The following is a 23,602-nucleotide window of genomic DNA, read 5'->3' as shown; positions in this document are numbered from 1 at the left end:
TCAGCCCTCCTTCTCGCCGGCCGCGAAGGACTTCTTCGCTTCCTCGTGCACGATCGCACTGGTCTCCTCCATCAGCTCGCGGAAGCGCGGGCTGGTCAGCACGCTGTAGTCGCGCGGATGGGGAATGTCGACATCGAGGATCTTCTTCGGCCGGCACGGCCGCGAGGTCATGATCACCAGCCGGTGCCCGAGGAAGATGGCCTCCTCGAGGTCGTGGGTGATGAAGAAGATCGTGACCTTGTTCTTGTAGTAGATCTCCAGCAGCGCCTCGTGCATGACCGACTTGGTCAGCGAGTCGAGCGCTCGGTAGGGCTCGTCGAACAGCAGCACCTTCGGGTCGTTCATCAGCGCGCGCACGATCTCCACGCGCCGGCGCAGCCCCGACGACACCTCGCCGGGGTAGTTGTTCTCGGTGCCGCTCAGGCCGGCATCGGCCATCATGCGGCGGGCCTTCTCGTAGATCTCCTTCTTGCCCATCTTCCCCTGCATCAGCGGGCCGAAGGCGACGTTCTCGAGGTTGGTCTTCCATGGGAACAGCGCGCCGTTCTGGAACACCACGATGCGGTCCGAGCCCGGCTCGGCCTTGGGCTTGCCGGGACCGCACAGCACCTCGCCGTCCATCGTGATCGTGCCCGAGCTGATGCTGTGGAAGCCCGCGATCGCGTTGAGCAGCGTGGTCTTGCCGCAGCCCGAGGGCCCGACGATCATGCAGATCTCACCGGCCGCGATGTCGAGCGTGCAGTGGTCCACCGCCATCACGGCCGCGCCGTCGGGGTCGTAGACCTTGACGACATCGTCGATGCGGATCGCGCCCTGCGTGGCGGCCCGGCCGCCGGACTGCCGCTGTCTTTCCTGGGTGGTGTTCATCTCAGCGTCCTCCCAACGCCAGCTCGCGCACGCGCCACTGCATCATCATGTCGCCCACCACACGCACCATGGCGCTGGTCACGTAGCCCACCGCACCGAGCGTGACCATGCCGATCACGATCGTCGGGTACTGCACCATCGTGTACGAGGTGTTGATCACATAGCCCAGGCCGAACTCGCCAGAGACCATCTCGCCGGCCACCAGCGAGAACCACGCGACCCCGACCGAGATCTGCAGCCCCGTGAAGATGTAGGGCATGGAACCCGGCACGATGACCTCGCGGAACACCTGCCACTTGCTCGCGCCCAGGCAGTAGGCTGCGCGGCTGTAGGACTCGTCGATCGACTCGACGCCGAGCATGGTGTTGAGCGCCGTGGCGAAGAACGAGGCCAGGAAGGTCAGGAAGATCACCGGCGTCTCGGTGCCCGAGAACATCAGGATCGCCAGCGGCACCCACGCCAGGATGGGGATCGGCCGCAGCGTCTCGAAGATCGGGAACACGTACTCGCGGAAGGACTTCGACCAGCCGAGAAAGAGCCCGAGCGGCACGCCCAGCCCGGTGGCCAGGAAGAAGGCGGTGGCGACCCGCCGCACGCTGGCCCAGATGTGGTCGTAGTACTCCGGCGTGTAGATCGAGAGCCCGTACACCGGATGGCGGTTGAACATCTCGGTGAACACCGTCGTCAGGCCCGGCATGTCCCGAAAGCGCGGCAGCTTCCAGACCTCGACCGTGAAGTACCAGAAGCCCAGCAGCATGGCGTAGCCGGCCAGCATCATGTAGGGCTTGGGGCTCTTGAGCCACTGCGAGAGGCGGAACATCGTGCGCGCCCAGCCGTCGCCGCCGCTACCGCCCTGCGCCGCGCCGGAGTCGGCTGCGCCGAAATGCGGCACCCGCGCCGCGACCGACGGCGACGCCGAGAACTCGCGGGTGATCATGGTCGCGAAGCGGCTCATCACCACATCGCCGCGCGCCGGAGACTGCTTGATCAGCGCCATCAGCGCCCCGCCGTTGATGCGGATGGCCTCGGTACGCTCCAGGCACACCGTCCGGGCCATGCGGCGATTGCGACCGGTCAGCACGGCCGCCCAGCCGAACACGTCGCCCGGGCGCATCACCTTCTCGAGCAGTTCGCCGCCGGCTTCGCTACGCAGGGCGTGGTTCACGCTGCCGGAGGCGACGATGTAGACATCGTCGGCCTCTTCGTCGAGGTCGTAGATCATGTCGCCACGCGCATACGACTTCAGCTTCGACAGCTTCACGATCTCCTGAAGCATCTCCGGCGGTACCGTCTGGAACGGCATGGCTCGCTTGAGCACCGCACCGATGTGATCCATGCATCCTCCTGAATGGGGCCGAGTGGCGGCACCGCCTGCGGCTCCTGGCCGCGGCGATGACCGGCTGCTCTCTCTCGCTCGGGGCCGAACGGCCGGCTACTTCTTGCCGTACTCGCTGTCGGGCATGGCCTTGACCTCACCGATCGGCGAACTCAGGTTGCGCTCCTTGAGCACCTGCGCCGCCATGTCGTTCATCAGCGCGTCGGCGCGCAGCTTCTCGACGTTGATGCTCTTGATGGAGAACAGGAAGGCCGCGGACTGGTTGATCTGCGCCACCACGTCGGGCGTCAGCGTGAAGGGCATCTGCATGCGCACCGGGATCCCGCCGATCTCGGCCGGGTACTGGCCGTAGAGGGAGTGCCACAGCATCTTCTCGGTGAAGCCGGTCGCCTGCTGCGCGGCCATCGCCGCCACCTCCATCGCGTTCTTCGGGTCGGCGAGGAACAGCTGGGCGTCGAGCTCGGCGTTCAGCCAGGCCTTGGCGACGTCGGGACGCTGCTTGATCAGGTCGGCCCGCATGGCCAGGAAGCCGGCGTCCTTCTCGTTGACCGTCGCGCCGCTGGCGATGCGCCGCGCCAGCCCCTCCTCCACCAGCCGCGAGGCGGTGGGCTCCCAGATCGCCGCGGCATCGAGCTTGCCGGCGCGGAAGCCGCTGGTGATGACCTCGATGTTCTGGTTCATTATGGCCGCCGGCGCGACCCCCTCCTTGCGGAAGGCCTCCTTCGCGAAACGGTCGGCGCAGCTGCCCAGCGGGATGCCGATGCGCTTGCCCTCGAGCCACTTGACGCCTTCCTTGCCGTTGCCGAACTTGGGCGCGTCGTTGCGAGCCAGCAGGATGTTGCACTGGTCGAAGCCGACGCCGAGCGTCGCGACGATGCGGATGTCCGCCACCGATTCCTTGGTGGTCGAGACGATCGCCGGCATGTCGCCCATGTAGCCGATGTGCTGCTTGCCGGCCAGCATGGCGTTGACGATCACCGCGCCCTGCAGGCCGATCGAGAAGTCGACCGTGGAGCCCTTGGGCAGGTACTTCTCGTAGAACTTCTTGCCCCGCATGACCACGCCGGACCACGACTGGGTGTAGTACGGCTGGTAGCCGATCACCAGTTGGACCGGATCACCCGGCTTGCCGTAGTCGAGATCGGCGGCGAGCGCCGTCGAAGGAGCCCCGATGCCGAGGCCGCAAGCCACCGCCATCGCTGCGGCGGCCGCGCGTACACGCTGATTCATCCAGAACGTCATGCTTGTCTCCTTGTTGGTTCATGCGGTGCCCGCGCAGCGGGCCCGGTTTTATCGGACCATTCGACTCCCTCTGCGGGCTTCCTTGTTGTTGCTTGCCTTCCTTGCGCCGGTTCCTGTGCGGCGCGGTTCACTTGCCGCCCTGCGTGCGCAGATGCCGCGTGATCAGCGTCGAGAGCTGGCGCATCACGAGGAAGCCTGCTGCCGGCTCCTCCGCCAGCACCTTCAGGACGTCCTCGCCCTTGAGCCGCAGGAACGTGGACGGCTCCATGCAGGTGGCGCGGGCGATGCGGCGCGGCTGGTCCTGCAGCAGCGCGGCCCACCCGAACATCTCGCCCTTGCGCAGCATGAAGCCCGCCATGCGCGTGCGGTCCTCGCGGCCGATCTCGAATTCCACGCGGCCCGATTCGAGGATGTAGAGGTCGTCGGCCGGATCGCCGATGTCGTACAGCGCCGCCGCCACGCCGTGCTCCTCCCGCCGCGCCAGGGCGTCGAGCCGCCCGATCACCGCGTCGGAGATGCCCTTGAACAGCTCGCAGGCGCGCAGCGCACTGGACTGCAGCACGAAGATCTCGCCGTCGACGTGCTCGATCTCGTAGCGCTCCAGCGGCGCCTCGGCCAGCCCGAGGGCCTCGCCCGTCTTCACGTCCCACTGCCACAGGTGCTGGTGGCAGGTCAGCGTGCTGCCGTCGAAGAAGCCCTCGTCGAGGCACACGTCCTGGTGTGGGCACAGGCCCTGGAAGGCGTGGAATTGGTCGCCGCTGTTCACCACCAGGACCTTGCTGCCCGTGGCCGTGTCGTAGCACTTCATCCCCTGGCCGGGGATCTCGCTGGCGCTGCAGATGCGGATGCGCTTCATGGGGGGCCCGTCGTCAGCTGAACTTGTCGTAGCGGATGTTGTCGGTCGACACGCGCGCCATCAGCAGCATGCGCACGCAGGCGTCCACCGCCGGCGGCGGCCCGGCCAGGTAGGCGCGCACGCCCTGATAGCGCCCCTGCATGCCACGGCCGGCCACCTCGTGCACGAAGCCTGTCTCGAACTGCAGCAGCGGATGGCTCGCCCGCAACGCGTCGGACGCCGGCTCCTCGGAGAACGCGATCGTGACGCGCAGTCGCTCGCCACAGGCGGCGCGCAGGCGGCTGAACTCGTCGAGGAAGAACGCGTCCTTCATCGAGCGCACGCCGAAGAAGACGTCGCCGTCGTGGCTGGCGAAGTAGTCGGCCCGCGCGGCCCGCTCCAGGATCGACATCATCCCGGCGATGCCGCTGCCGCCAGCGATGCAGAGGATGTTCTTGTCGAGCTCCGGATAGAAGGTGGCCGCGCCAAGCGGACCGAACAGCTCGACCGCGGTGCCGGCCGGCGTAGCCGAGAACAGCCAGTCCGACAGCTTCCCGTCGGGCTTCTTCTTGATGACGAAGTCGAGCTCGAGGGCGTCCTTCGCGTGGTTCACCATCGACCAGCCGCGGTAGCCGTCGATCCCCGGCACCTGGACCAGCACGAACTGCCCGGCGTCGAACGACAGCGGTGCGGCCAGCGCGATGCGCAGCGACATCACGTCGTGAGTCAGCAGCCGGGCGGCGACGATGCGCCCGGACGCGGCGCGCGGGATGCAGACATCGGGCTCGAGGTCCTCGACGAAGCTCGCCACTTCGATCGACAGCGGGCCGCGCGCGGCGCACTGGCACATCAGGAACTCGTCGGCCTGCTTCAGGTACTTGCGGCCGGGCGCCTCGGGCCACAGGTCGTCGATCTCGCCCGACAGCAGTCGCGCCTTGCAGGTGCCGCAGGTGCCGCTGCCGCACTCGTAGGGCAGGTCGATGGCCTGGCCGAGCCCGGCGTACAGCACCCGGCTGCCCGGCTCGGCGTCGAACGCGTGGGCGCGGTTGCGCGCCTTGACTTCGATCTTCATGGGGTGGCTCCGTGGCCGGCGCTCAGATCGGGATGTGGTAGCCGAAGCCGAGCATCCGCGTGTCGAGCCGCACGTTGCGCTCGAGCATCCGCGGGCCCTCGGCGCCGAGCGCGACCCGGTCGTAGATCTTGCCGACCGCGAACAGCTCGGTCGTGCCGCCGTCCAGCGTGGTGCGGTAGGCCTGCACGGTGCTCACCACCTCGGCCTGCGCCGCGCCGTCGTCGAGCTTCACCGTGTACACGCAGACGTGGCGGGTCATCGGCGACTGGTCGCTGTTGTGCCGCGGCAGGTTGGTGAACAGCGTCTTCAGGCCCGGCTTGTCGTGCTCCAGCCAGGTCATCTCCTTGCGGATCTCGGGGCTGTAGGCGGTGATCCGGTACACGTAGGCCGGATCGCAGAGTTCGAGGTAGGCGTCGAACTTCTTCTCGTCCAGGGTCATGGCCGAGCGGCTGATCAGTTCGGTGATGGCGGTGCGTGTGTCCACGGTGTTCCTCGCGTCGGTGGTCCGGACTCAGGCGGCGGCCTGGGCCGTGCCGGCCTTGCCGTGCGGGTCATGGGCCATGCGGCCCATGCGGCGGCTCCATTCCGCATAGAAGTGGCGCATGCCGCCTTCGTCGTGGATGGTCATGTTCTCCTCGCGCCCGTGCAGCACCCACTTGCTGTCGGTGCGGTCGCGCATCGCCAGCCCCTGGCCATGCACCCCAAGCAGGTCCTCGTGCAGGTTGCGACCGAACGGCCCCCAGATGGTGTTGTGGTCGCGGATACGCTCGGCCCGCTCTTCGGGCGTGTCGCTCTTGAGGCCCAGACCGCGGAACTCGATCAGCAGCTTGTTCGGCCCCAGCGGGATCGCCGTGTCCATCCGCAGCACCGAGGTGCGCAGGTTGAAGGTCATGCCCGGGAAGATGTCGATCAGCACCCAGCCTCCCGGCGCCAGGCCGGGCCAGCCCACGCCGCGCGCCTTGCTGCCCTCGTAGGCGTCGTACTTGATCGCCATCGAGCCGACCGAGGCGTGGCCGTTGGGGTAGCCGGTGTACTTCCGATCGAAATAGCCGGGCTGGATCATCCCGGTGATGCGATTGAAGTAGTGCATGTAGTCGTGATAGAACTCGCTGTTCGTGTCGTGCCACAGCTTGTAGTTCGTGTTGACCACGGCCTTGTGATAGTGGAAGACCTCGAGCGGCATGTTCAGCTGCTCGTCGAGCATGCTCATCGAGTCGCCGATGTACTCACCGAGCGATGAGCACTGGTCATCCACGTTGACCCACACGAAGCCGCCGTAGCCGATCTCGGTCTTCACCTCGCGCAGGCCGGCCTGCTCGCAGCCGTAGCGGTCCTGGTAGCCCTGCTTGCCGCGCGAGATGTCGATGCAGTTGCCCTTCACGTCGAACGACCACGCGTGGAAGATGCAGGTGATGCGCTTGGCATTGCCTACCGGCTCGTAGAGCAGCGTGTTGCCGCGGTGCGGACAGATGTTGTAGAAGCTGCGGACCTTCATGTCCTCGCCGCGCACCACGATCAGCGGCGCGCCGCCCGGGTGGTTGAAGGTGCGGTAGTCGTAGGCGTTCTGCAGCTCCGACTCGTGGCACGCAATGATCCACACCTTGTTGAAGATCAGCTCCTGCTCCTGCCGGAAGATCTGCTCGTCGGTGTAGATGTCGGTGCTGACGAAGTGGGTGTCGGGGAAATTGGGGCGTTGCTGCCACTCGGTTGCATTGCGCGACATGCGGCTCTCCGTGAGTTGCGAAGACAGGGATGACACAGCGCTCGAGGTCACCGCTGCGTCCGTGACGACACCTTCATTGCACGGTCCGTGCCCAAGGGACAAATCGCGGTTTCCGGGCCGCGCGGAGGCCGAAATCGCGCTTCATCGAACCGATGTTGCGGCGCTTCCAAGGGTTTCCATCAGCGCGCCGGACCGACCGACGTTTCACAGCGAAACCGGCGACCGTTTCCATTCGAAACGCGCACGTGCCGATGCGCCCCGATGTCCACGCTGGCGTGCGTGGCACCAACTTTGCTGAACGAGGCGCTGGCGATGCGACGACGTGAGGGCGGCGCGCATCGCACCGCCCTCACGCGCGTCCCAACGAAAGCACCATGGCAACGACCGACCGCTGGCTCGCAAGGCTCCTGCCCATGCTGCAGTGGTGGCCGATGGTGAACCGGCGCAGCCTGCGCGCGGACCTGCTCGCCGGACTCACGGGCACCATCATCCTGGTGCCGCAGGCGGTCGCCTACGCCAGCATCGCCGGGCTGCCGCCGGCCTATGGCCTCTACACCGCGATCGTGCCGGTGATCGTGGCCGCGCTGTTCGGCTCGTCGCTGCATCTCGTGTCCGGCCCCACCGCCGCGTTGTCGATCGTCATCTTCGCGACGCTCAGCCCGCTGGCCGAGCCGGGCAGCGCGGCCTACATCCAGCTCGCGCTGAGCCTCACCTTCATGACGGGGCTGCTGATGCTGGCGATGGGGCTGGCGCGCCTCGGCGTGCTGGTGAACTTCATCTCGCACAGCGTGGTGATCGGATTCACCGCCGGCGCCGCGGTGCTGATCGCCACCAGCCAGCTGAAGAACTTCTTCGGCATCACCGCGCCGGCCAGCGCCTCGTTCATCGAGACCCTGCGCCTGTTCGTGCAGCGCCTGCCGGACACCAACGTCCACGTGCTGAGCGTGGGCATCGTCACGCTGCTGGCCGCGGTGGGCACGCGCACCTGGCTGCCGCGCGCGCCGCACATGATCGTCGCCATGGCGGTCGGCAGCCTGCATGCGCTGGCGCTGACCGCGCTGTTCGGCCCGCAGACGGGCATCGCGATGGTGTCGGCCATCCCGCGCAGCCTGCCGCCGCTGTCGATGCCGATCCCTTCGGGTGAGACCCTGAGGCAGCTCGCACCGATCGCGCTGGCGCTCGCGATGCTCTCGCTCACCGAGGCGGTGGCCATCGCGCGCGCGATCGCGCTCAAGTCGGGGCAGCGCATCGACAGCAGCCAGGAGTTCATCGGCCAGGGCCTCGCCAACGTGGTCGGCAGCTTCGCCTCGAGCTATGTCTCCAGTGGCTCGTTCACGCGCAGCGGGGTCAACCACACAGCCGGCGCGAAGACGCCGCTGGCGCCGGTGTTCTCGGCGCTGTTCCTGGTGCTGACGCTGGTGGCGCTGGCGCCGCTGGTGCGCTACCTGCCGATCGCGTCGATGGCGGCGATCCTGCTCGTCGTCGCGTACTCGCTGGTCGACGTGCACCACATCCGCGGCATCCTGCGGACCAGTCGCGCCGAGGCTGCGGTGCTGGCGGCGACGTTCCTCGCCACCCTGTTCCTGCACCTCGAGTTCGCCATCTACGTCGGCGTGCTGCTGTCGCTGATGGTGTTCCTGGAGCGCACCGCCCGGCCGGAGATCCGCGACGCGGTCCCGGCGCCGGGCGCGCACAGCTACCACTTCGTGCCGCAGACCGACGAGCCCGACTGCTGCCAGCTGAAGATGGTCTTCATCGACGGGCCCATCTACTTCGGCGCCGTCGATCACGTGCAGCGCCGGCTGCGCGACATCGACGCGGCCGATCCCGGCCACAAGCACCTGCTCGTGCTGGCGCCGGGCATCAACTTCATCGACAGCTCGGGGGCCGAGCTGCTGGGCCAGGAGGCGCGCCGACGGCGCCAGCTCGGCGGCGGCCTGTACTTCCACCGCCTGCACCCGTCGGCCGTCGACGTGCTGGCGCGCTCCGGCCACCTCGACGCCATCGGCCGCGAGAACCTGCATGCGATCGGCAGCAACGTGATCGACGCCCTCTACCCGCGGCTGGACCCGCAGATCTGCCGCCGCTGCCCTGCCCGCATCTTCAGCCAGTGCCAGCGCACGCTGCCCGACGGCACGCCGCGCGAGCCGGCCGGCACCCCATGATGGCCGGGCTGATCGCGGTCGCGCTGGTCGTCGGCGTGCTGATCGGCGCCGTGGGAGTGGGTGGCATCCTGCTGATCCCGGCGCTCAACCTGCTGGCGCCGCTGCCCATCCAGGCGTCGATGGCCACGGCCCTCTTCACCTTCATCTTCACCGGCATCGTCGGCACCTGGTTCTTCCAACGGCGCGGCAGCATCGACTGGTCGGTGACGCTGCCGCTGTGCGTGGGCGGCGCGCTGTTCGGCGCGGTCGGCGCCTGGGCCAACGCTCTGCTCGATGCCCACCTGCTCGGGCTGGTGCTGGCCGTGCTGATCGTGCTGGCCGGTGTCTACACGCTGCTCGGGGGCGGCGCACGACGCCGCACCGCCTTCGAGGGTCGGCCGCAGTGGCGGCGCGCGCTGCTGTTCGGCATCGGCGCGCTCACCGGCTTCGGATCCGGGCTCACCGGCGTGGGCGGTCCGGCGCTGTCCGTGCCGATGATGGTGCTGAGCGGCTTCGCGCCGCTGACCGCGATCGGCGCCAGCCAGGTGGTGCAGATCCTGGCGTCGGTCTCGGGCAGCGTGGGCCACTTGGCGCACGGCATCGTGGACCTCGAACTCGCCGCGCTGCTGACGGTGTTCGAGGTGGCCGGCGTGTGGATCGGCGTGCATCTCGCGCACGCCGTCGATGCCGCGCTGCTGCGCCGCGCCGTGGGCGCGCTGTGCGTCGCGGTCGGAGCCGGCCTGCTGCTGCGCGCGCTGTAGCGCGTCGGCCGCGCGGGGCTCTGCGTCAACCGCCGGCGAAGGCCGTCAGCGTGCCGGAGATGATGCGGTTGAGCTGGGTCATCAGGCGGTAGCCCAGCGTGTGATCCTGCTCCATCAGACCGAGCAGGCCGTTGCCGTCGATCGCCAGGAAGCTGCAGGGCGTGAGGCAGGTGGCGGTGGCGATGCGCAGGTTGCAGCTCGGCGTGAGCGCCGCCCAGCCGAACACCTCGCCGCGCCGCAGCATGTTGCCGGCACTGGCGTTGCGCTCGCCGTAGCCCACCGCGAGCCGGACCATGCCGCGCACCAGCACATAGACCAGGCTGGCCGGTTCGCCGACCCGGTAGACCTGCTGCCCCTCGTTGCAGTGCTGCACCTCGCTGAGCAGCGCGATGCGCTCGAGCTGGCGCGCGGTCAGGTCCTGGAAGAAACCCGTCTGCGCGAGGATCAGGTTCGGTGTCAGCAGTTCGGCGGATTCGTTCGACATGGCTGCTTTCCGTGCGGTTCACTGAACGCGGTGGAGGTGGTCTAGCTCGTCGCCGGCCGGTGCGCGCTCGCGCTGCCGGTGCAGGCCCCAGTTGCGGCGCCGCATCCAGAGCGCCTTGCGGCCGATGCCGAGCATCGCCGCAAGCTCGGCCTCGCCGTGCCGGTCCTGGTAGAGCAGCACGACTTCCTTGATGTACTCCTCCACCGACAGGGGCAACCCGCTGCCCAGCGGCAGGTGAGTCTCCTTGGCCGGCAGCGCGAGCGTTTCCTCCAGGTCGGCGGCGCTCAGGATGTCGGCATCGGCCAGGATCACCGCGCGCTCGATCACGTTCTGGAGCTCGCGCACGTTGCCGGGCCAGGAGTGGCGGTGCAGGAAGTCGATGAAGTCCCGGTCCATGCCGCTGACCCGGCTGCCGAACTTGCGGCTGAACAACTGCATGAAGTGGCGCGCGAGCAGCTCGATGTCGGCCCCGCGCTCGCGCAGTGGCGGCACGTGGATCGTGATGACGTTCAGGCGGTAGTAGAGGTCGGCGCGGAAGCTGCCGCTCTCGGCGCTCTCCTTCAGGTTGCGGTTGCTCGCCGCGAGGAAGCGCGTGTCGGTGATGTAGCTCTGTCCCGAACCGAGCGGTCGCACCTGGCGCTCCTGCAGCACCCGCAGCAGCTTCACCTGCACGTTGAGCGGCATCTCCGAGATCTCGTCGAGGAACAGCGTCCCGCCGCTGGCTTCGCGGATCAGGCCCTCGCTGGCCGAGGCCGCGCCCGTGTAGGCGCCCTTGACGTGGCCGAACAGCTCGGACTCGATCAGCTCGGCCGGAATGGCCCCGCAGTTCACCGCGACGAACGGCCGGTGCGCCCGATTGCCGCCGAAGTGGATGGCCTGGGCCACCAGTTCCTTGCCGGTGCCGCTCTCGCCCTGGATCAGCACGTTGGCCTCGGTGGCGGCCACGCGCTGGATCATGCCCAGCAGGCGCTTGACGCCGTCGCTCTCGCCGATGATGGCGTTCTGGGAATAGGCCTTGCGCAGGCTGCGCTTGAGGGCCACGTTCTCCATGCGGGTGCGGCGCTCGCCGAGCGCCCGCTCCACCGAGAACAGGAAGTCATCGTTGTCGAAGGGCTTGATCACGTAGTCGTTGGCGCCCAGGCGCAGCGCCTCGATCGCGCTCTCGACCGACGAGAAGCTGGTCATCAGGATCACCTGCGTCTCGGGGTTGGCCGCCTTGCTGGCCGCCACGATGTCCAGCCCGCTGGCGTCGGGCAGGCGCAGGTCGGTGATGACCATGTCGAACTCGCGGCTGCGGAGCTGCGCCAGGCCCTCGCCGCCGGTGCGCGTGATCACGCAGGTGTAGCCGGCGCGCTGCAGCAGCATCTCGACGCAGTCGCCGATGCCGTGGTCGTCGTCGATCACGAGCACCTGTTCCGACGGCCGCCGTGCCTCGGCCGGTGCTTCCCTGCGGGGCTGGCTGCTCATGCGCGTTCCCTGGGCAGCGCGACGCAGAACGTGGCGCCCTCGCTGCCGGTGTGTCGCAGCGAGAGGCTGCCGCCGTGCTCGTGGGCGATCTCGGTGCTGATCGCCAGCCCGAGCCCGGTGCCGTGCATGCTGGACTTGGTGGTGAAGAAGGGTTCGAAGATGCGGCCCACGGCCTCGGCCGGCACGCCCGGGCCGGTGTCACCGACCAGCACTTCGACCATCGGGCCGGCCTCGCGGGTCTCGATGCGCAGCGTGCCGCGGCCGGCCATCGCCTGAGCGGCATTGACGAACAGGTTCAGGAAGATCTCGCGGATCTGCCCCGTGTTGCCGAACACCTTCAGGCCCGCGTCGCGGCGCAGGTACTGCAGCTCCACGTCGCGCAGCAGGTCGTCCTGGCGCAGCACGTAGAGCGCCTCCTCGATGGCCTCGTCGACCGCGAAGCCGTAGCGCGGCTCGTCACCGACGCGCGAGAACTTCACCAGCCGCCGCGAGATGTCGAGGATGCGCTTGACGTTGACCGCGATGTTGTCGAAGCCCTTGTCCAGCAGCGCCGGGCTCGGCTGCTTCTCGGACCGCAGGATCTGCACGATGGAGTGCAGCGAGGTGAGCGGGTTCGTGATCTCGTGGCAGACGCCCGCCACCATGAAGCCCAGCGCCGCGAGCCGTGCCGTCTGCAGGTCGGAGGTCTGGAGCTGGCGCAGGTCGGTCTGGTCGACGATCACGAGGCTGGCCCCCCAGGGCGTGCGGCGCAGGAAGAGCCGCTCGTGCACCTGCGCCCCCGAGGGCAGCGTCCGCACGCTGTCGGCCTCCTGCGCGGCCGACCACGGCGGGCCGCCGCGCAACGACGCCAGGTAGTGCGGCGCACGCGCGCGCAGCGGCAGGTCGGAGTCGGCCTCACCGTGGCCGTATTCGTCGCTCGCACCCAGCACCGCGGCGTCCTCACCCAGCATCAGCATCGGCCACGGCGCGGCCGAGAAGATCTGTTCGAACACCTCGGCAAGATCGTACGTATGGCGCTGGGCTCTCATCGGTATCGGTCAATGGAACAGATGATGGCGGGGGCAGAACAGAGCGTATGGGCACGCAGTGCACGCAGCAATAGAGAGCGACCCCCACGCACCGATCGGCGCTCGCGCCGACCCCGTATCGAAGGGTGGAACAAACGGTACAGCGGCCTCTAGAATCCGGCTGTCGATTGCCGATTTCAGAACGACCGATGAACAAGAACAAGGCCCCCGCCGAAGCCTCCCAGCGAGACCGCATCCTCAAGACCGCGGCCCAGCTGTTTGCGGCGCGCGGCTTCCACGCGGTCGGCATCGCCGAACTCGGCGACGCGGTCTCGCTCGGGCGCGGCGCGCTCTACCACCACATCCGAAGCAAGGAAGACCTGCTGTACGACATCAGCCGCGAGTACATCGTCGACCTGGCCGCGCACGCCGCCGAAGTGGCACGCAGCGAGCTGCCGCCGGCCGAGCGGCTGGTGCTGCTGGGCGATTACCTGATGCTGAAGATCGCGTCGCACCAGGCCGAGCTGACGGTGTGCTTCCGCGAGGTGCAGTCGCTCACCGGCGAGCGGCACCGCGAGGTGATGGCGCTGCACGCCCGCTACGAGGGAGCGTGGAAGAGCATCCTGGTCGATGGCGAACGCCAGGGCGTGTTCCGCCCCTACGACGCCATCGTCCTCAAGGGCCTGCTGGGCATGTACTTCTACAGCTACCTGTGGCTCAAGCCTTCGGGCCGCGTCGGGCCGCGGCAGATCGCCGAGCGCTTCAACTCGATGGCGCTGCGGGCGCTGGCCGCCTGACGCCGCGGTCCCGCGGCGCCCGGCAGCCGCCGTTCAGCGCGCCGCGCTCGAGATCGGCGGGCAGTCGCGCATGCACCGCGTGGCCCGGGTGTCGGGCCGATCGTCGACCAGGAAGCCGTCGCGGTTGGGCATGCGCACCGCAGCCAACGTCTGTGCGCTCATCACCGCATCGGCCGGCACCAGCCCGTTGAGGTGCAGCAGATAGCCGCTGACCGCGTAGGTCTCGTCGTTCGTCAGCGACTGCGGCGCGTTCATCGGCATCGCACGCCGCACGTAGTCGAACAGGATCGGCGCATACGGATACATGCTGCCCGGCGTGAGTACGCGGCGATCGGTCTTGAAGGAGCCGATGCCACCGACCATGGGCCCGAACACCGGCCCACCGGCTGCGGCGGCGCCATGGCAGGCGGCGCACTTGGCGTCGAACACCGCCTTGCCCGCCGCGACCGAACCCGACCCCGGCGGCAGCCCCGCGCCGTCGGGGCCGCGCACGTCGATGTTCCAGGCCTGCAGTTCCTGCTCCGAGATCGCATGGCCGTGCGGCGAAGGCGCCGCCGCGTTCGGCGCGGCAGCCGGGACCGCGCAACCTGCCAGACAGCACGCGACGACGAGGCCGCACCACGACAGTTCAGGCGATCGCATTCTTCACCTCCCCGGCGGCATCGATGGACCACGGGAAGATGCCGTTGTGGTGCTGCACGAAGCCGGTGATCGCGCGGACCTTCTTGATCTCTTCCACGGTGGGTTGCACATAACCCGTCGAGTCGACGGCACGACTGGCGATCGACGTCGGTCGACCGTCCCATTTCCAGCGCAGCCTGAAGCGGGTCAGGCACTTGTCGAGCACCGGCGGCTCCAGCGTGGCCTCCTGCCAGGTGCGCCCGCCGTCGAGCGTCACGTCGACGGCGCGGATGCTGCCCTGCCCGGACCACGCGAAGCCCAGGATCTCGATCTCTCCGGGACGCACCGTCATGCCCCCCGACGGCGAGGTCACCACCGACTTGGCCTCCATCGCGAAGCTGAACTGTCGCCACTTCCCGTCCGGCATCGGGTCGGTGTAGCGCGCCGTCTCGCTGCGCAGGTTCCAGGGTTGGTCACCCAGCTTGATGCGGCGCAGCCACTTGATGCTGACATTGCCCTCCCACCCCGGGATGAACAGGCGCAGCGGGTAGCCGTTCTCGGGCCGCAGCATCTCGCCGTTGGCGGCGTAGACGATGAGTGCGTCCTCCAGCATCTTCTGCATCGGGATGCTGCGCGCGTGCGCCGCGCCGTCGGCGCCCTCGGCCAGTGCCCAGGTCGCTCCGGGCATCACGCCGGCCTCCTGCAGCAGCGTCGACACCGGGATGCCCGTCCACTGCGCACACGACAGCATGCCGTGCGTCTGCTGCACGGTCTTCGACGCGGCCTTGAGCCAATCGGTCAGGCCGTTGCCGGAGCACTCCATGAAATAGAACTTCGACACCGACGGGTACTTCATCAGGTCGGACATCGTGAACACCAGCGGCTGCTTCACCATGCCGTGGATCGCGAAGCGGTGCTCGTCGGGGTTGATCTCCGGAACGCCGTTGTGGTGGCGCTCGTAGATCAGCCCATTGGGCGTGACGGTGCCGTGCTGCTGGTGCAGCGGCGTCATGCTCCAGTCCGAGAAGTTCTGCTTGTTGACGAAGACATCGGTCCGGCGACGCTTCACGTGCGCCTCGAACTTCGACGGCATGCCGTACTCGCTCTCCGGCAGCGCCCGCCCCATCGCCAGGTTGGCGGCCGGGACCGCCAGCGGCGCGGCCGCACTGCGGCCGGCGGCGAGCGCGGTCACGCCGGCCGCCACCGCCGTGGCGGAGCGGCCCAGCAGTGCCCGCCGCCCCGGGTCGTGGGTGAGGGATCCGCCCACCTGCAGTTCGGTCCGGGCGGCCTCCATCAGTCGGGTCGTGTTCGAATTCTTCATGGTCGTGTTTCCTCGTCGAGCGCCCGGACGCGAAGGCCCCGGCGGCGGGTCATGGTGCGCGGCGCGCACGAGAACTGTACCGATCGGTCGGTAGAGTAACGAGCGCATCGCGCCGCTGTCAAGGCGAACGCGGCACTCGTTTACCCGGCCGCGACGAGAAGCGTGGTACTGTATTTACGAACAGTATCTTTTCGCACCCTCCTGCCTCCCCTTCCATGGCCGAACCGCGCCTGACCCGCCACCACCGTGCCCGCCTGCTGCAGATCTGGCGCTCGGCGGGCTGGCCTTGCCGGGACGGCATCGAGATCGACCTGCTGGCTGCGCAATGGCTCTGCGTGCACACCACGCCCGAGGGCCGCGACACGCTGCGACTCACCGACGCCGGCATCGAGGTGCTGGCCGATGCGCGCCGGCGTGGCGCGCGCGAACTCGGCGCACACGACCGCCTGGCGCAGAAGTTCGCCGAGCACCTGATGCGCGCGGGCCGCATCGTCTGGCGCGAACTGTCCCTGCGCGCCGCCATCGACGCGCCGCCGACCGGGCAGCCCGTGCCGGATCAGTCTCCCGCCGTGCCCACGCTGTGGCAGGACGCCGGCGCGGGCCACGCCGCGCCCGCCGGCGTGTGGCGCATCGCACGGCCCGACCTCTACTCGGTGCGCAACACCAGTGTCGAGGCCTATCTGCAGCCCATGGTCCACGAGGTGAAGGCGACGCGGGCCGACCTGCTGTCCGACCTGCGACACGCCGCCAAGCGGCAGGCCTACCAGTGGCTGTGCAGCGAGTGCCACTACGTGTTCCCGGTGGCGGTGGCGCGGCCCGAGGAAATCCCCGAGGCCTTCGGCGTCTGGGTGCTGCACGGCAGCCTTGAAGACGGTCACTTCGAGCAACTGCGCCCCGCGCGCCATGCCCGCTGCACGCTGCCCTTCGCGGTCTGGCTGGCGCTGGCCCGGGCCACGCCGCTGCGCAGCGACAGCGACATCGACAGCGCGCAGGCCCTGCTGGGTGACGCCGGACCGGGCCAGTCGTGAACCCCCGCTACACCGTCGCGGTGCGCGAACTCTGCGAGTTCGCTGCCAAGCAGGGCGATCTCGACCTGCGCTTCACACCCGCGCCCAGCGCGCTGGAAGGCATGGCCGGCCACGCGCTGGTGGCCGCGCGCCGCGGCCCGGGCTACCAGACCGAACTCAGCCTGCAGGGAGACCACGGCGCGCTGCGGGTGCGCGGCCGGGCCGACGGCTACGACCCGGCGCGGCAACGGCTCGAGGAGGTGAAGACCCACAAGGGCCGGCTCGACCGCCAGCCGCCCTCGCACCGCCAACTGCATTGGGCCCAGGCCAAGGTCTACGGCTGGCTGCTGTGCCGACAGCAGGACCTGGCGGCGCTGGACATCGCGCTGGTCTACCTCGACATCGGCAGCCAGCAGGAGACCGTGTTCACCGAGCGCTGCAGCGCCGGCGAGCTGCGGCAGCATTTCGAGCAGCAGTGCGAGCGCTTCCTGGCCTGGGCCGAGCAGCAGCTGGCACATCGCGGTGCACGCGACGCCGCACTGCAGGCGCTGGCCTTCCCCTTCGACGGCTTCCGCGCCGGCCAGCGCCCGCTGGCCGAGGCTGTCTACAAGGCGGCGAATGCCGGTCGCTGCCTGCTCGCCCAGGCGCCCACCGGCATCGGCAAGACCCTGGGCACGCTGTTCCCGTTGCTCAAGGCGGCCCCGGGGGCGAAACTGGACAAACTGTTCTTCCTGGCCGCCAAGACCTCGGGCCGCCAGCTCGCGCTCGACGCGCTGGAGCGCCTGGCCGTCGGCCCGCTGCGGGTGCTGGAACTGGTGGCCCGCGACAAGGCCTGCGAGCACCCCGACAAGGCCTGCCACGGCGAAAGCTGCCCGCTGGCCCGCGGCTTCTACGACCGGTTGCCGGCAGCGCGCGCGGCGGCGCTGGCACCGTCCGCAGAACGCCTGGTGCTGCACCGGGCTCGAGTGCGCGACGTGGCGCTGCAGCACGACGTCTGCCCCTACTACCTGAGTCAGGAACTGGCGCGCTGGGCCGACGTGGTGGTGGGCGACTACAACTACTACTTCGATCTCGGCGCCCTGCTGCACGGCCTGGCGCAGGCCAACCTGTGGCGGGTGGGGCTGCTGGTCGACGAGGCACACAACCTGGTGGAGCGCGGACGCCGGATGTACAGCGCCGAACTGCGGCCCGACACGCTGGCCGAGGCCCGCCGCTCCGTCACGGCGCAGACCGTTCCGGCGCTGAAGAAGGCGCTCGACAAGCTGCGCCGCTGCTGGGCCGCCCTCGACCGGGACCAATCGCTGCCCTACCAGGTGCATGCCGCCTTCCCCGCGCCGCTGAGGGCCGCGCTGCAACTGGCCTGTGCCACGATCGGCGAGCACGACGCCGAGCATCCACAGACGCAGGACGCCGCGCTGCGGGCCTTCCACTTCGAGGCGCTGCAGCTGCTGCGCCTCGCCGAACTGCTGGACACCCACTCGCTGCTCGATGTCACCCGGCCGCCGGCCGGCGCCGGGGCGCACCGCGCCGCGCCGTCGACGCTGTGCATCCGCAACCTGGTGCCGGCGCCCTTCCTGGCGCCGCGCCTGGCCGCTGCCCACACGAGCACGCTCTTCTCGGCCACGCTGCAGCCCAGGCTCTACTACGCCGACCTGCTGGGCCTGCCGGCCGACCACGCCGTCATCGACGTGGCCTCACCTTTCCAGCCCGGCCAGCTGCGGGTCGAGATCGCGCGCCACATCTCCACCCGCTACCGGCACCGCGCGGCTTCGCTGGACCCGATCGTGGCGCTGATCGCCCGCGAATTCGAGGCGCGGCCGGGCAACTACCTCGCCTTCTTCAGCAGCTACGACTACCTCGAGCAGGTGGCCGACCGGCTGGCCGCCCGCCATCCTCAGCTGCCGAGCTGGCGCCAGTCGCGGCGCATGCCGGAGGCCGAGCGGCAGCGCTTCCTGGCGCGCTTCACCGACACGGGCCAGGGCATCGGCTTCGCGGTGCTGGGCGGTGCATTCTCCGAAGGCATCGACCTGCCGGGCCGGCGCCTGATCGGCGCCTTCCTGTCCACGCTCGGCCTGCCGCAGGTCAACCCGGTCAACGAGCAGATCCGCGCCCGCATGCAGGCGATGTTCGGCGCCGGCGATGACTACACCTACCTCTACCCCGGCCTGCAGAAGGTGGTGCAGGCCGCGGGCCGCGTGATCCGCACGCCCGACGACCGGGGCGTGGTCCACCTGATCGACGACCGCTACGCACGGCGCGAAGTCCAGGCGCTGCTGCCGGCCTGGTGGATGCTGACACCGAGCCAACGCCTGCCAGCGAAAACCTATCCTTTCGGGTAGTGCCGTTTGCCGGCCGATGCGGAGAATGCGACGGCAGACGAACGGGTCGATGCGTCCGGAGCGCAGCGGCACGGCAAGGCACCGAGCATGCCCGCTGAGATTCGCCTGAACCCGCAACCGAGTTCATTGGTGGAGAACAGCATGGGCCTTCCAACCGCCGTCGTCGTCGGCGTGGGTGTCGAGCAGGGCGTGGGCGGCGCTGTCTGCCGGCGCTTCGCAGCCGAGGGCTACCACGTCCTCGCGGCGGGGCACACCGCCGCCAAGATCGGCCAGGTGGTCGACGCCATCCGCGCGGCCGGCGGCAGCGCGCAGGCCGTCGTCACCGACACCACCTCGGAAACCGATGTCGAGCGGCTGTTCGACCTGGCCATGACGCCGGGTGCGGGCCGCGAACCGGCCGATCTGGTGGTGTTCAACGCCGGCAACAACCAGGTGATCGATTTCCGCACGCTCACCGCGGCGCAGTTCGAGAGCTTCTGGCGCGTCGGCTGCTTCGGCGGCTTCCTGGTCGGCCGCGAGGCGGCGCGGCGCCTGGCACCGCTGGGGCGCGGCACGGTGATCTTCACCGGCGCCTCGGGCAGCCTGCGCGGCAAGCCGGGCTTCGCCCACTTCGCTGCGGCCAAGGCCGGGCTGCGCATGCTGAGCCAGAGCATGGCGCGCGAGTTCGGCCCCCTGGGCCTCCACGTGGCCCACGTCGTGATCGACGGCGGCATCAACGGCGAGCGCCTGCGCAGCGTGATGCCGAAGATGGTGGCGCAGCGCGGCGAGGACGGTCTGCTCGACGTCGATGCGATCGCCGAGACCTACTGGCAGCTCCACCGCCAGCCCCGCAGCGCGTGGGCGCAGGAGATCGACCTGCGCCCCTACAAGGAATCGTTCTGAGCCCCCGTGCGCGCACACCCGTGCGCGCTTGATCGTCAATGTTCGTCACAACAGGAGACCCGCTTGAAACTGCTCAATTCCTTCGGCCCCAATCCCCGCATGGTGCGGATGTTCATGGCCGAGAAGAAGATCTCGATCCCGTTCCAGGACTTCGACATCCTCGGCGGCGAGAACCGCAAGGACCCCTATCTCGCCAAGAACCCGGCCGGCCAGACGCCGAGCCTGGAGCTCGACGACGGCCGCGTCATCGCGGAGACGGTGGCGATCTGCGAGTACCTCGAGGAACTGCACCCGACGCCGGCGCTGATCGGCAACACGCCGGTGGAACGCGCCGAGGCGCGCATGGCCCTGCGGCGCGCCGAGCTCAACGCCTGCGAGCATCTCTACAACGCCTTCCGCTTCGGGCCCGGGCTGCCGCTGTTCAAGGACCGCGTGCGCTGCCTGCCCGACGCCGCCGACGGCCTCAAGGCCAAGGGCCTGGACGGCGTGGCGCTGGTGGATACGCTGCTGAAGGGCAAGTCCTACCTGTGCGGCGAGCGCGTCACGCTGGGCGACCTGGTGCTGTACTGCTGCCTCGACTTCTGCATGTCCACCGGCCTGCAGGTCGACCCGGCGCTCAAGAACGTGACCGCGTGGCTGGCGCGCATGAACGCGCGGCCCAGTGCCACCGCCTCGCTGTCGCCGGGCTGGCAGGAGATCGGCATGCGCGGCTGAAGCGCGCGCGCGAGAAGCAAGTTGCCTGGAGCAGCGGGGGCGTCGCTTCAGGCCGTGCCCGGGGCGGAGACGAGGATGGACTGCGCCATCTTCTTCACCGCCTCGCCGCCGCCGCCGAGCTGCAGCGGCTCGGGAATGACGATGCCGCGCTGCACCGCAGGCCGCGCCGCGATGGTGTCCAGCCAGCGCCGCAGGTGCGGCAGATCGTCGATGCTCACGCCGGCCCAGTCGTACAGCGACACCCAGGACCAGTTGGCGATGTCGGCGATGGAGTAGTCACCGGCCAGGAACTCGTGGTCGGCCAGCCGACCGTCGAGCACACGGTAGAGACGCTTGGTCTCGCTCTGGTAGCGCTCGATGGCATAGGGGATCTTCTCGGGCGCGTAGCGGTGGAAGACGTTCGCCTGGCCCTGCATCGGACCGATGCCGCCCATCTGGAACATCAGCCACTGGATGACGAGCGAACGCCCCTTCACGTCGGCAGGCAGGAAGCGGCCGTGCTTCTCCGCGAGGTAGATCAGGATCGCGCCGGACTCGAACACCGCGAAGTCGCCCGCACTGCGGTCGACGATCGCCGGGATGCGACCGTTCGGGTTGATGGACAGGAAGGCCGGCGTCTTCTGGTCCTGCTTCTGCAGCGACAGCGGATGCACCGTGTACGGCACCCCCAGTTCCTCGAGCAGGATGCTGGCCTTCCAGCCGTTGGGCGTGGCCGAGGTGTAGAGATCGATCATGCAGTGCGCTCCGTGCCGACTAGGGCGGGGTCGGCTGTGAAGTCACGATAGCCTGACTGCGCACGTAGTGCTGGAGTGCCACGAGATCGTCGTCCGTGAGGTCGGGGTATTTCGGCATGCCGCGCTGCACCAGGGCGCCTTCGAGTACGGTCCGCAACGCCTTCAGGTCCAGCAGCATCGGCGAGGCACGCAGGTCCGGCGCATAGCCTCCCGACACCGCGCCGGCGCTGTGGCACCAGACGCAGGTGCTGGCGTAGAGCGCACGGCCACGATCGACCAGCTTCTCGTCGGGCTTGAAATCCGCCGGCACGATGGGCCGGACGAACACGGGCTTGCCCACGTCGGGCATCGGCAGCTTGCCGTCGAGCGCGAAAGTCAGCAACTGCCGCGTCTGGCCGCCAAAGCCCCAGCCGTACTGCGCCATCGAGCTGCCGCCACCGAGCGACATGCCGGCACCGCCCCAGCCGACGAGCAGCGACACGTACTGCCGGCCGCCCACCGAGTAGGTGACCGGCGGCGCGCTGATGCCGGACCCGACGTGCACCGACCACAGCTGCCTGCCGTCGCGCGCGTCGTAGGCGATGAACGTGCCGTCGATGCGGCCCTGGAACACCAGGTTGCCCGCGGTGGTCATGGTGCCGGGGTTCCAGTAGTTCGGCTGGGCCACCTCCCACGCCTTCTTCTGCTTCACCGGGTCCCAGGCCAGCAGCGAGCTCACCCCGGCGTCCTTGGGGATGTCGCTGCCCAGGCCGATGTCGACCGCGACATCGAGCTGGCCGAAGTTCTCGGGCTTGCGCCAGTCGACGATCCGCACGCCCGTGTCGGTGAACAGCGCGGGCAGTTCGACCTTGGGGATGTAGACCAGCCCGGTCTTCGGATTGAAGGACATGGCATGCCAGTTGTGGGCCCCGTAGACGCTGGGCCATACCAGCTCCGAGCCGTCCTCGTAGCGCGCGCCCTCGGCCTCGATCGGCCGCCCGGTCTTCATGTCGATGCCGGTCGCCCAGGTCACCTTGGCGATCTTCTCGGCCGACAGCAGCTTGCCGTTCTTGCGGTCGATGACATAGAAGAAGCCGTTCTTCGGCGCATGCAGCAGCACCTTGCGCGGTCCGCCGCCCGGCCGCAGCTTCAGGTCGGCCAGCACCATGTCCATGCTGGAGTTGTAGTCCCAGGTCTCGCCGGGCACGGTCTGGTAGTGCCACTTGTACTTGCCGGTCCGTGCGTCCAGCGCCACGATCGAGCAGAGGAACAGGTTGTCGCCGCCGTCCGGGCTGCGCACCTTCCGGTTCCACGGACCGCCGTTGCCGGTGCCGATCAGGATCTGGTCGTACTCGGGGTCGTAGGTGAGGCCGTTCCACACCTGGCCGCCGCCGCCGTGCTTCCACCACTCGCCGGTCCAGGTCTTGGCCGCCATCGCCTGGGCCTCGTCCTCGAAGCCGTCGGCGGGATTGCCCGGCACCACGTAGAACTTCCACGCCAGCTTGCCGCTGTCCACGTGGTACGCACTGACGAAGCCGCGGCCCGCGCCGAACTCGGAGCCTCCGTTGCCGACGATCACCAGGTCGCGGAAGGCCTTCGGGTGACCGGAGATGTAGAGCGGTCGCTTCGGGTCGAAGGTCTGGGTGCTCCACAGCTTCTGGCCGGTCTTCGCGTCCAGGCCGATCAGCCGCCCGTCGATGGTCGCGATGACCAGCTTGCCCTTCCAGTAGGCCAGCCCGCGGCTGGAGTCCCACATGGCACGCAGGCGTTCGCCGCCAGCGTGCTTGATCGACTCCGGGTCGTACTCCCACAGCAGCTTGCCGGTCGCGGCGTCCACCGCGCGGGTCTTGCTCCAGCTGCCGGTGAAGTACATGACGCCGTCGACGATCAGCGGCGTCGACAGCAGAGAGCGGTCTTCGGGCAGCGCCATCGACCACGCGAGCCCGAGCCGCCCCACGTTGCCGGCATGGACCTGCGCCAGCGGGCTGTAGCGCTGCTCGCTGTAGTTGCGGCCGTAGGCCAGCCAGTTCGCACCCTGCTTCGGGTCGCTCAGGGCCGCGTCGTTCACCTCGGTGCCGGCGGCTGCCGACGGGGCGGACAGCCCGCAGGCCAGGCTCAGGGTCACGACCAGCCGGGCAACCAGCGCTGCGGGTGAGGGGGCGGGGCGTCGGTGCATCGTGCAGGTCTCCTTGGGCGTGCGCGATGATCCCGGCCCGCGTCGCCGCAGGCCACTACCCGCGAGGGTAGTTTTCCACCCGGGTGGGTAGGCT

The 23,602-nt window shown here is 69.0% G+C and carries 21 protein-coding genes; 7 read left to right on the top strand and 14 right to left on the bottom strand.

The features are described from left to right. From MPE_RS04615 to MPE_RS04585, 7 genes are all read right to left on the bottom strand, one after another. Window positions 1-867, bottom strand: coding sequence for an ABC transporter ATP-binding protein (locus MPE_RS04615; RefSeq protein WP_011828525.1), 867 nt, complete (start codon window positions 865-867; stop codon window positions 1-3). A 1-nt stretch (window position 868) separates the two neighbouring features. Further along, window positions 869-2,203 carry an ABC transporter permease subunit gene (locus MPE_RS04610; RefSeq protein ID WP_041929532.1) on the bottom strand — a complete coding sequence of 445 codons (1,335 nt, stop codon included), beginning with the start codon at window positions 2,201-2,203 and terminating at the stop codon, window positions 869-871. 96 nt (window positions 2,204-2,299) lie between these two features. Continuing rightward, on the bottom strand, window positions 2,300-3,445 hold the full coding sequence (locus MPE_RS04605) for an NrtA/SsuA/CpmA family ABC transporter substrate-binding protein (protein WP_011828523.1): 1,146 nt from the start codon (window positions 3,443-3,445) through the stop codon (window positions 2,300-2,302). A 127-nt stretch (window positions 3,446-3,572) separates the two neighbouring features. Further along, window positions 3,573-4,301 carry a cyclic nucleotide-binding domain-containing protein gene (locus MPE_RS04600; protein WP_011828522.1) on the bottom strand — a complete coding sequence of 243 codons (729 nt, stop codon included), beginning with the start codon at window positions 4,299-4,301 and terminating at the stop codon, window positions 3,573-3,575. Between the two features lie 13 nt (window positions 4,302-4,314). Beyond that, window positions 4,315-5,352 carry a 2Fe-2S iron-sulfur cluster-binding protein gene (locus MPE_RS04595; protein ID WP_011828521.1) on the bottom strand — a complete coding sequence of 346 codons (1,038 nt, stop codon included), beginning with the start codon at window positions 5,350-5,352 and terminating at the stop codon, window positions 4,315-4,317. Window positions 5,353-5,374: 22 nt separating this feature from the next. Then, window positions 5,375-5,836 carry an aromatic-ring-hydroxylating dioxygenase subunit beta gene (locus MPE_RS04590; protein WP_011828520.1) on the bottom strand — a complete coding sequence of 154 codons (462 nt, stop codon included), beginning with the start codon at window positions 5,834-5,836 and terminating at the stop codon, window positions 5,375-5,377. 27 nt (window positions 5,837-5,863) lie between these two features. Continuing rightward, a complete protein-coding gene (locus MPE_RS04585) occupies window positions 5,864-7,075 on the bottom strand; it encodes an aromatic ring-hydroxylating oxygenase subunit alpha (protein WP_036230297.1) in 1,212 nt (403 codons plus the stop codon). A gap of 374 nt (window positions 7,076-7,449) precedes the next feature. Between MPE_RS04585 and MPE_RS04580 the strand changes: the two genes are divergently transcribed. Both MPE_RS04580 and MPE_RS04575 read left to right on the top strand, forming a co-directional pair. Further along, window positions 7,450-9,240 carry a SulP family inorganic anion transporter gene (locus MPE_RS04580; protein WP_049820762.1) on the top strand — a complete coding sequence of 597 codons (1,791 nt, stop codon included), beginning with the start codon at window positions 7,450-7,452 and terminating at the stop codon, window positions 9,238-9,240. After that, window positions 9,237-9,980: a sulfite exporter TauE/SafE family protein gene (locus MPE_RS04575; protein ID WP_011828517.1), complete on the top strand. Its 744-nt coding sequence runs from the start codon at window positions 9,237-9,239 to the stop codon at window positions 9,978-9,980. Before MPE_RS04580 ends, MPE_RS04575 begins: the two co-directional genes overlap by 4 nt. A gap of 25 nt (window positions 9,981-10,005) precedes the next feature. Here MPE_RS04575 and MPE_RS04570 read toward each other — a convergent pair whose 3' ends face one another. From MPE_RS04570 to MPE_RS04560, 3 genes are read right to left on the bottom strand one after another with little or no spacing between them, the layout of a single operon-like run. Further along, the gene (locus MPE_RS04570; RefSeq protein ID WP_011828516.1) at window positions 10,006-10,464 is read right to left on the bottom strand and encodes a cyclic nucleotide-binding domain-containing protein; all 459 of its coding nucleotides are present in this window, start codon (window positions 10,462-10,464) and stop codon (window positions 10,006-10,008) included. 18 nt (window positions 10,465-10,482) lie between these two features. Next, window positions 10,483-11,931: a sigma-54-dependent transcriptional regulator gene (locus MPE_RS04565; RefSeq protein WP_011828515.1), complete on the bottom strand. Its 1,449-nt coding sequence runs from the start codon at window positions 11,929-11,931 to the stop codon at window positions 10,483-10,485. Beyond that, complete coding sequence (locus MPE_RS04560) at window positions 11,928-12,923, bottom strand: sensor histidine kinase (protein WP_041929531.1); 996 nt, start codon at window positions 12,921-12,923, stop codon at window positions 11,928-11,930. The genes MPE_RS04565 and MPE_RS04560 overlap by 4 nt, the downstream gene beginning before the upstream one ends. Window positions 12,924-13,147: 224 nt before the next feature. Between MPE_RS04560 and MPE_RS04555 the strand changes: the two genes are divergently transcribed. Then, a complete protein-coding gene (locus MPE_RS04555) occupies window positions 13,148-13,735 on the top strand; it encodes a TetR/AcrR family transcriptional regulator (RefSeq protein WP_011828513.1) in 588 nt (195 codons plus the stop codon). A 33-nt stretch (window positions 13,736-13,768) separates the two neighbouring features. On the opposite strand, the gene MPE_RS04550 is transcribed toward MPE_RS04555, so the two are convergent. Together MPE_RS04550 and soxC are read right to left on the bottom strand one after the other, a co-directional pair. Continuing rightward, window positions 13,769-14,377: a c-type cytochrome gene (locus MPE_RS04550; protein WP_011828512.1), complete on the bottom strand. Its 609-nt coding sequence runs from the start codon at window positions 14,375-14,377 to the stop codon at window positions 13,769-13,771. Further along, on the bottom strand, window positions 14,364-15,677 hold the full coding sequence (gene soxC, locus MPE_RS04545; RefSeq protein WP_011828511.1) for a sulfite dehydrogenase: 1,314 nt from the start codon (window positions 15,675-15,677) through the stop codon (window positions 14,364-14,366). The genes MPE_RS04550 and soxC overlap by 14 nt, the downstream gene beginning before the upstream one ends. Before the next feature lie 215 nt (window positions 15,678-15,892). On the opposite strand from soxC, the gene MPE_RS04540 reads away from it, so the two are divergent. From MPE_RS04540 to MPE_RS04525, 4 genes are all read left to right on the top strand, one after another. After that, window positions 15,893-16,705, top strand: a complete 813-nt coding sequence (locus tag MPE_RS04540) for a hypothetical protein (protein ID WP_011828510.1) — start codon at window positions 15,893-15,895, stop codon at window positions 16,703-16,705. Next, complete coding sequence (locus MPE_RS04535) at window positions 16,702-19,023, top strand: ATP-dependent DNA helicase (RefSeq protein WP_011828509.1); 2,322 nt, start codon at window positions 16,702-16,704, stop codon at window positions 19,021-19,023. Before MPE_RS04540 ends, MPE_RS04535 begins: the two co-directional genes overlap by 4 nt. Window positions 19,024-19,164: 141 nt before the next feature. Beyond that, window positions 19,165-19,905 carry an SDR family NAD(P)-dependent oxidoreductase gene (locus MPE_RS04530; protein WP_011828508.1) on the top strand — a complete coding sequence of 247 codons (741 nt, stop codon included), beginning with the start codon at window positions 19,165-19,167 and terminating at the stop codon, window positions 19,903-19,905. 63 nt (window positions 19,906-19,968) lie between these two features. Next, a complete protein-coding gene (locus tag MPE_RS04525) occupies window positions 19,969-20,619 on the top strand; it encodes a glutathione S-transferase family protein (RefSeq protein ID WP_011828507.1) in 651 nt (216 codons plus the stop codon). Between the two features lie 47 nt (window positions 20,620-20,666). On the opposite strand, the gene MPE_RS04520 is transcribed toward MPE_RS04525, so the two are convergent. Continuing rightward, window positions 20,667-21,353, bottom strand: coding sequence for a glutathione S-transferase family protein (locus tag MPE_RS04520; protein WP_011828506.1), 687 nt, complete (start codon window positions 21,351-21,353; stop codon window positions 20,667-20,669). A 19-nt stretch (window positions 21,354-21,372) separates the two neighbouring features. Then, a complete protein-coding gene (locus MPE_RS04515; RefSeq protein WP_011828505.1) occupies window positions 21,373-23,508 on the bottom strand; it encodes a PQQ-dependent dehydrogenase, methanol/ethanol family in 2,136 nt (711 codons plus the stop codon). Between the last annotated feature and the right edge of the window lie 94 nt (window positions 23,509-23,602).

The organism is Methylibium petroleiphilum PM1, assembly GCF_000015725.1.
Classification (GTDB): Bacteria; Pseudomonadota; Gammaproteobacteria; order Burkholderiales; family Burkholderiaceae_C; genus Methylibium; species Methylibium petroleiphilum.
This window is presented reverse-complemented; position numbering and strand designations above follow the sequence as displayed.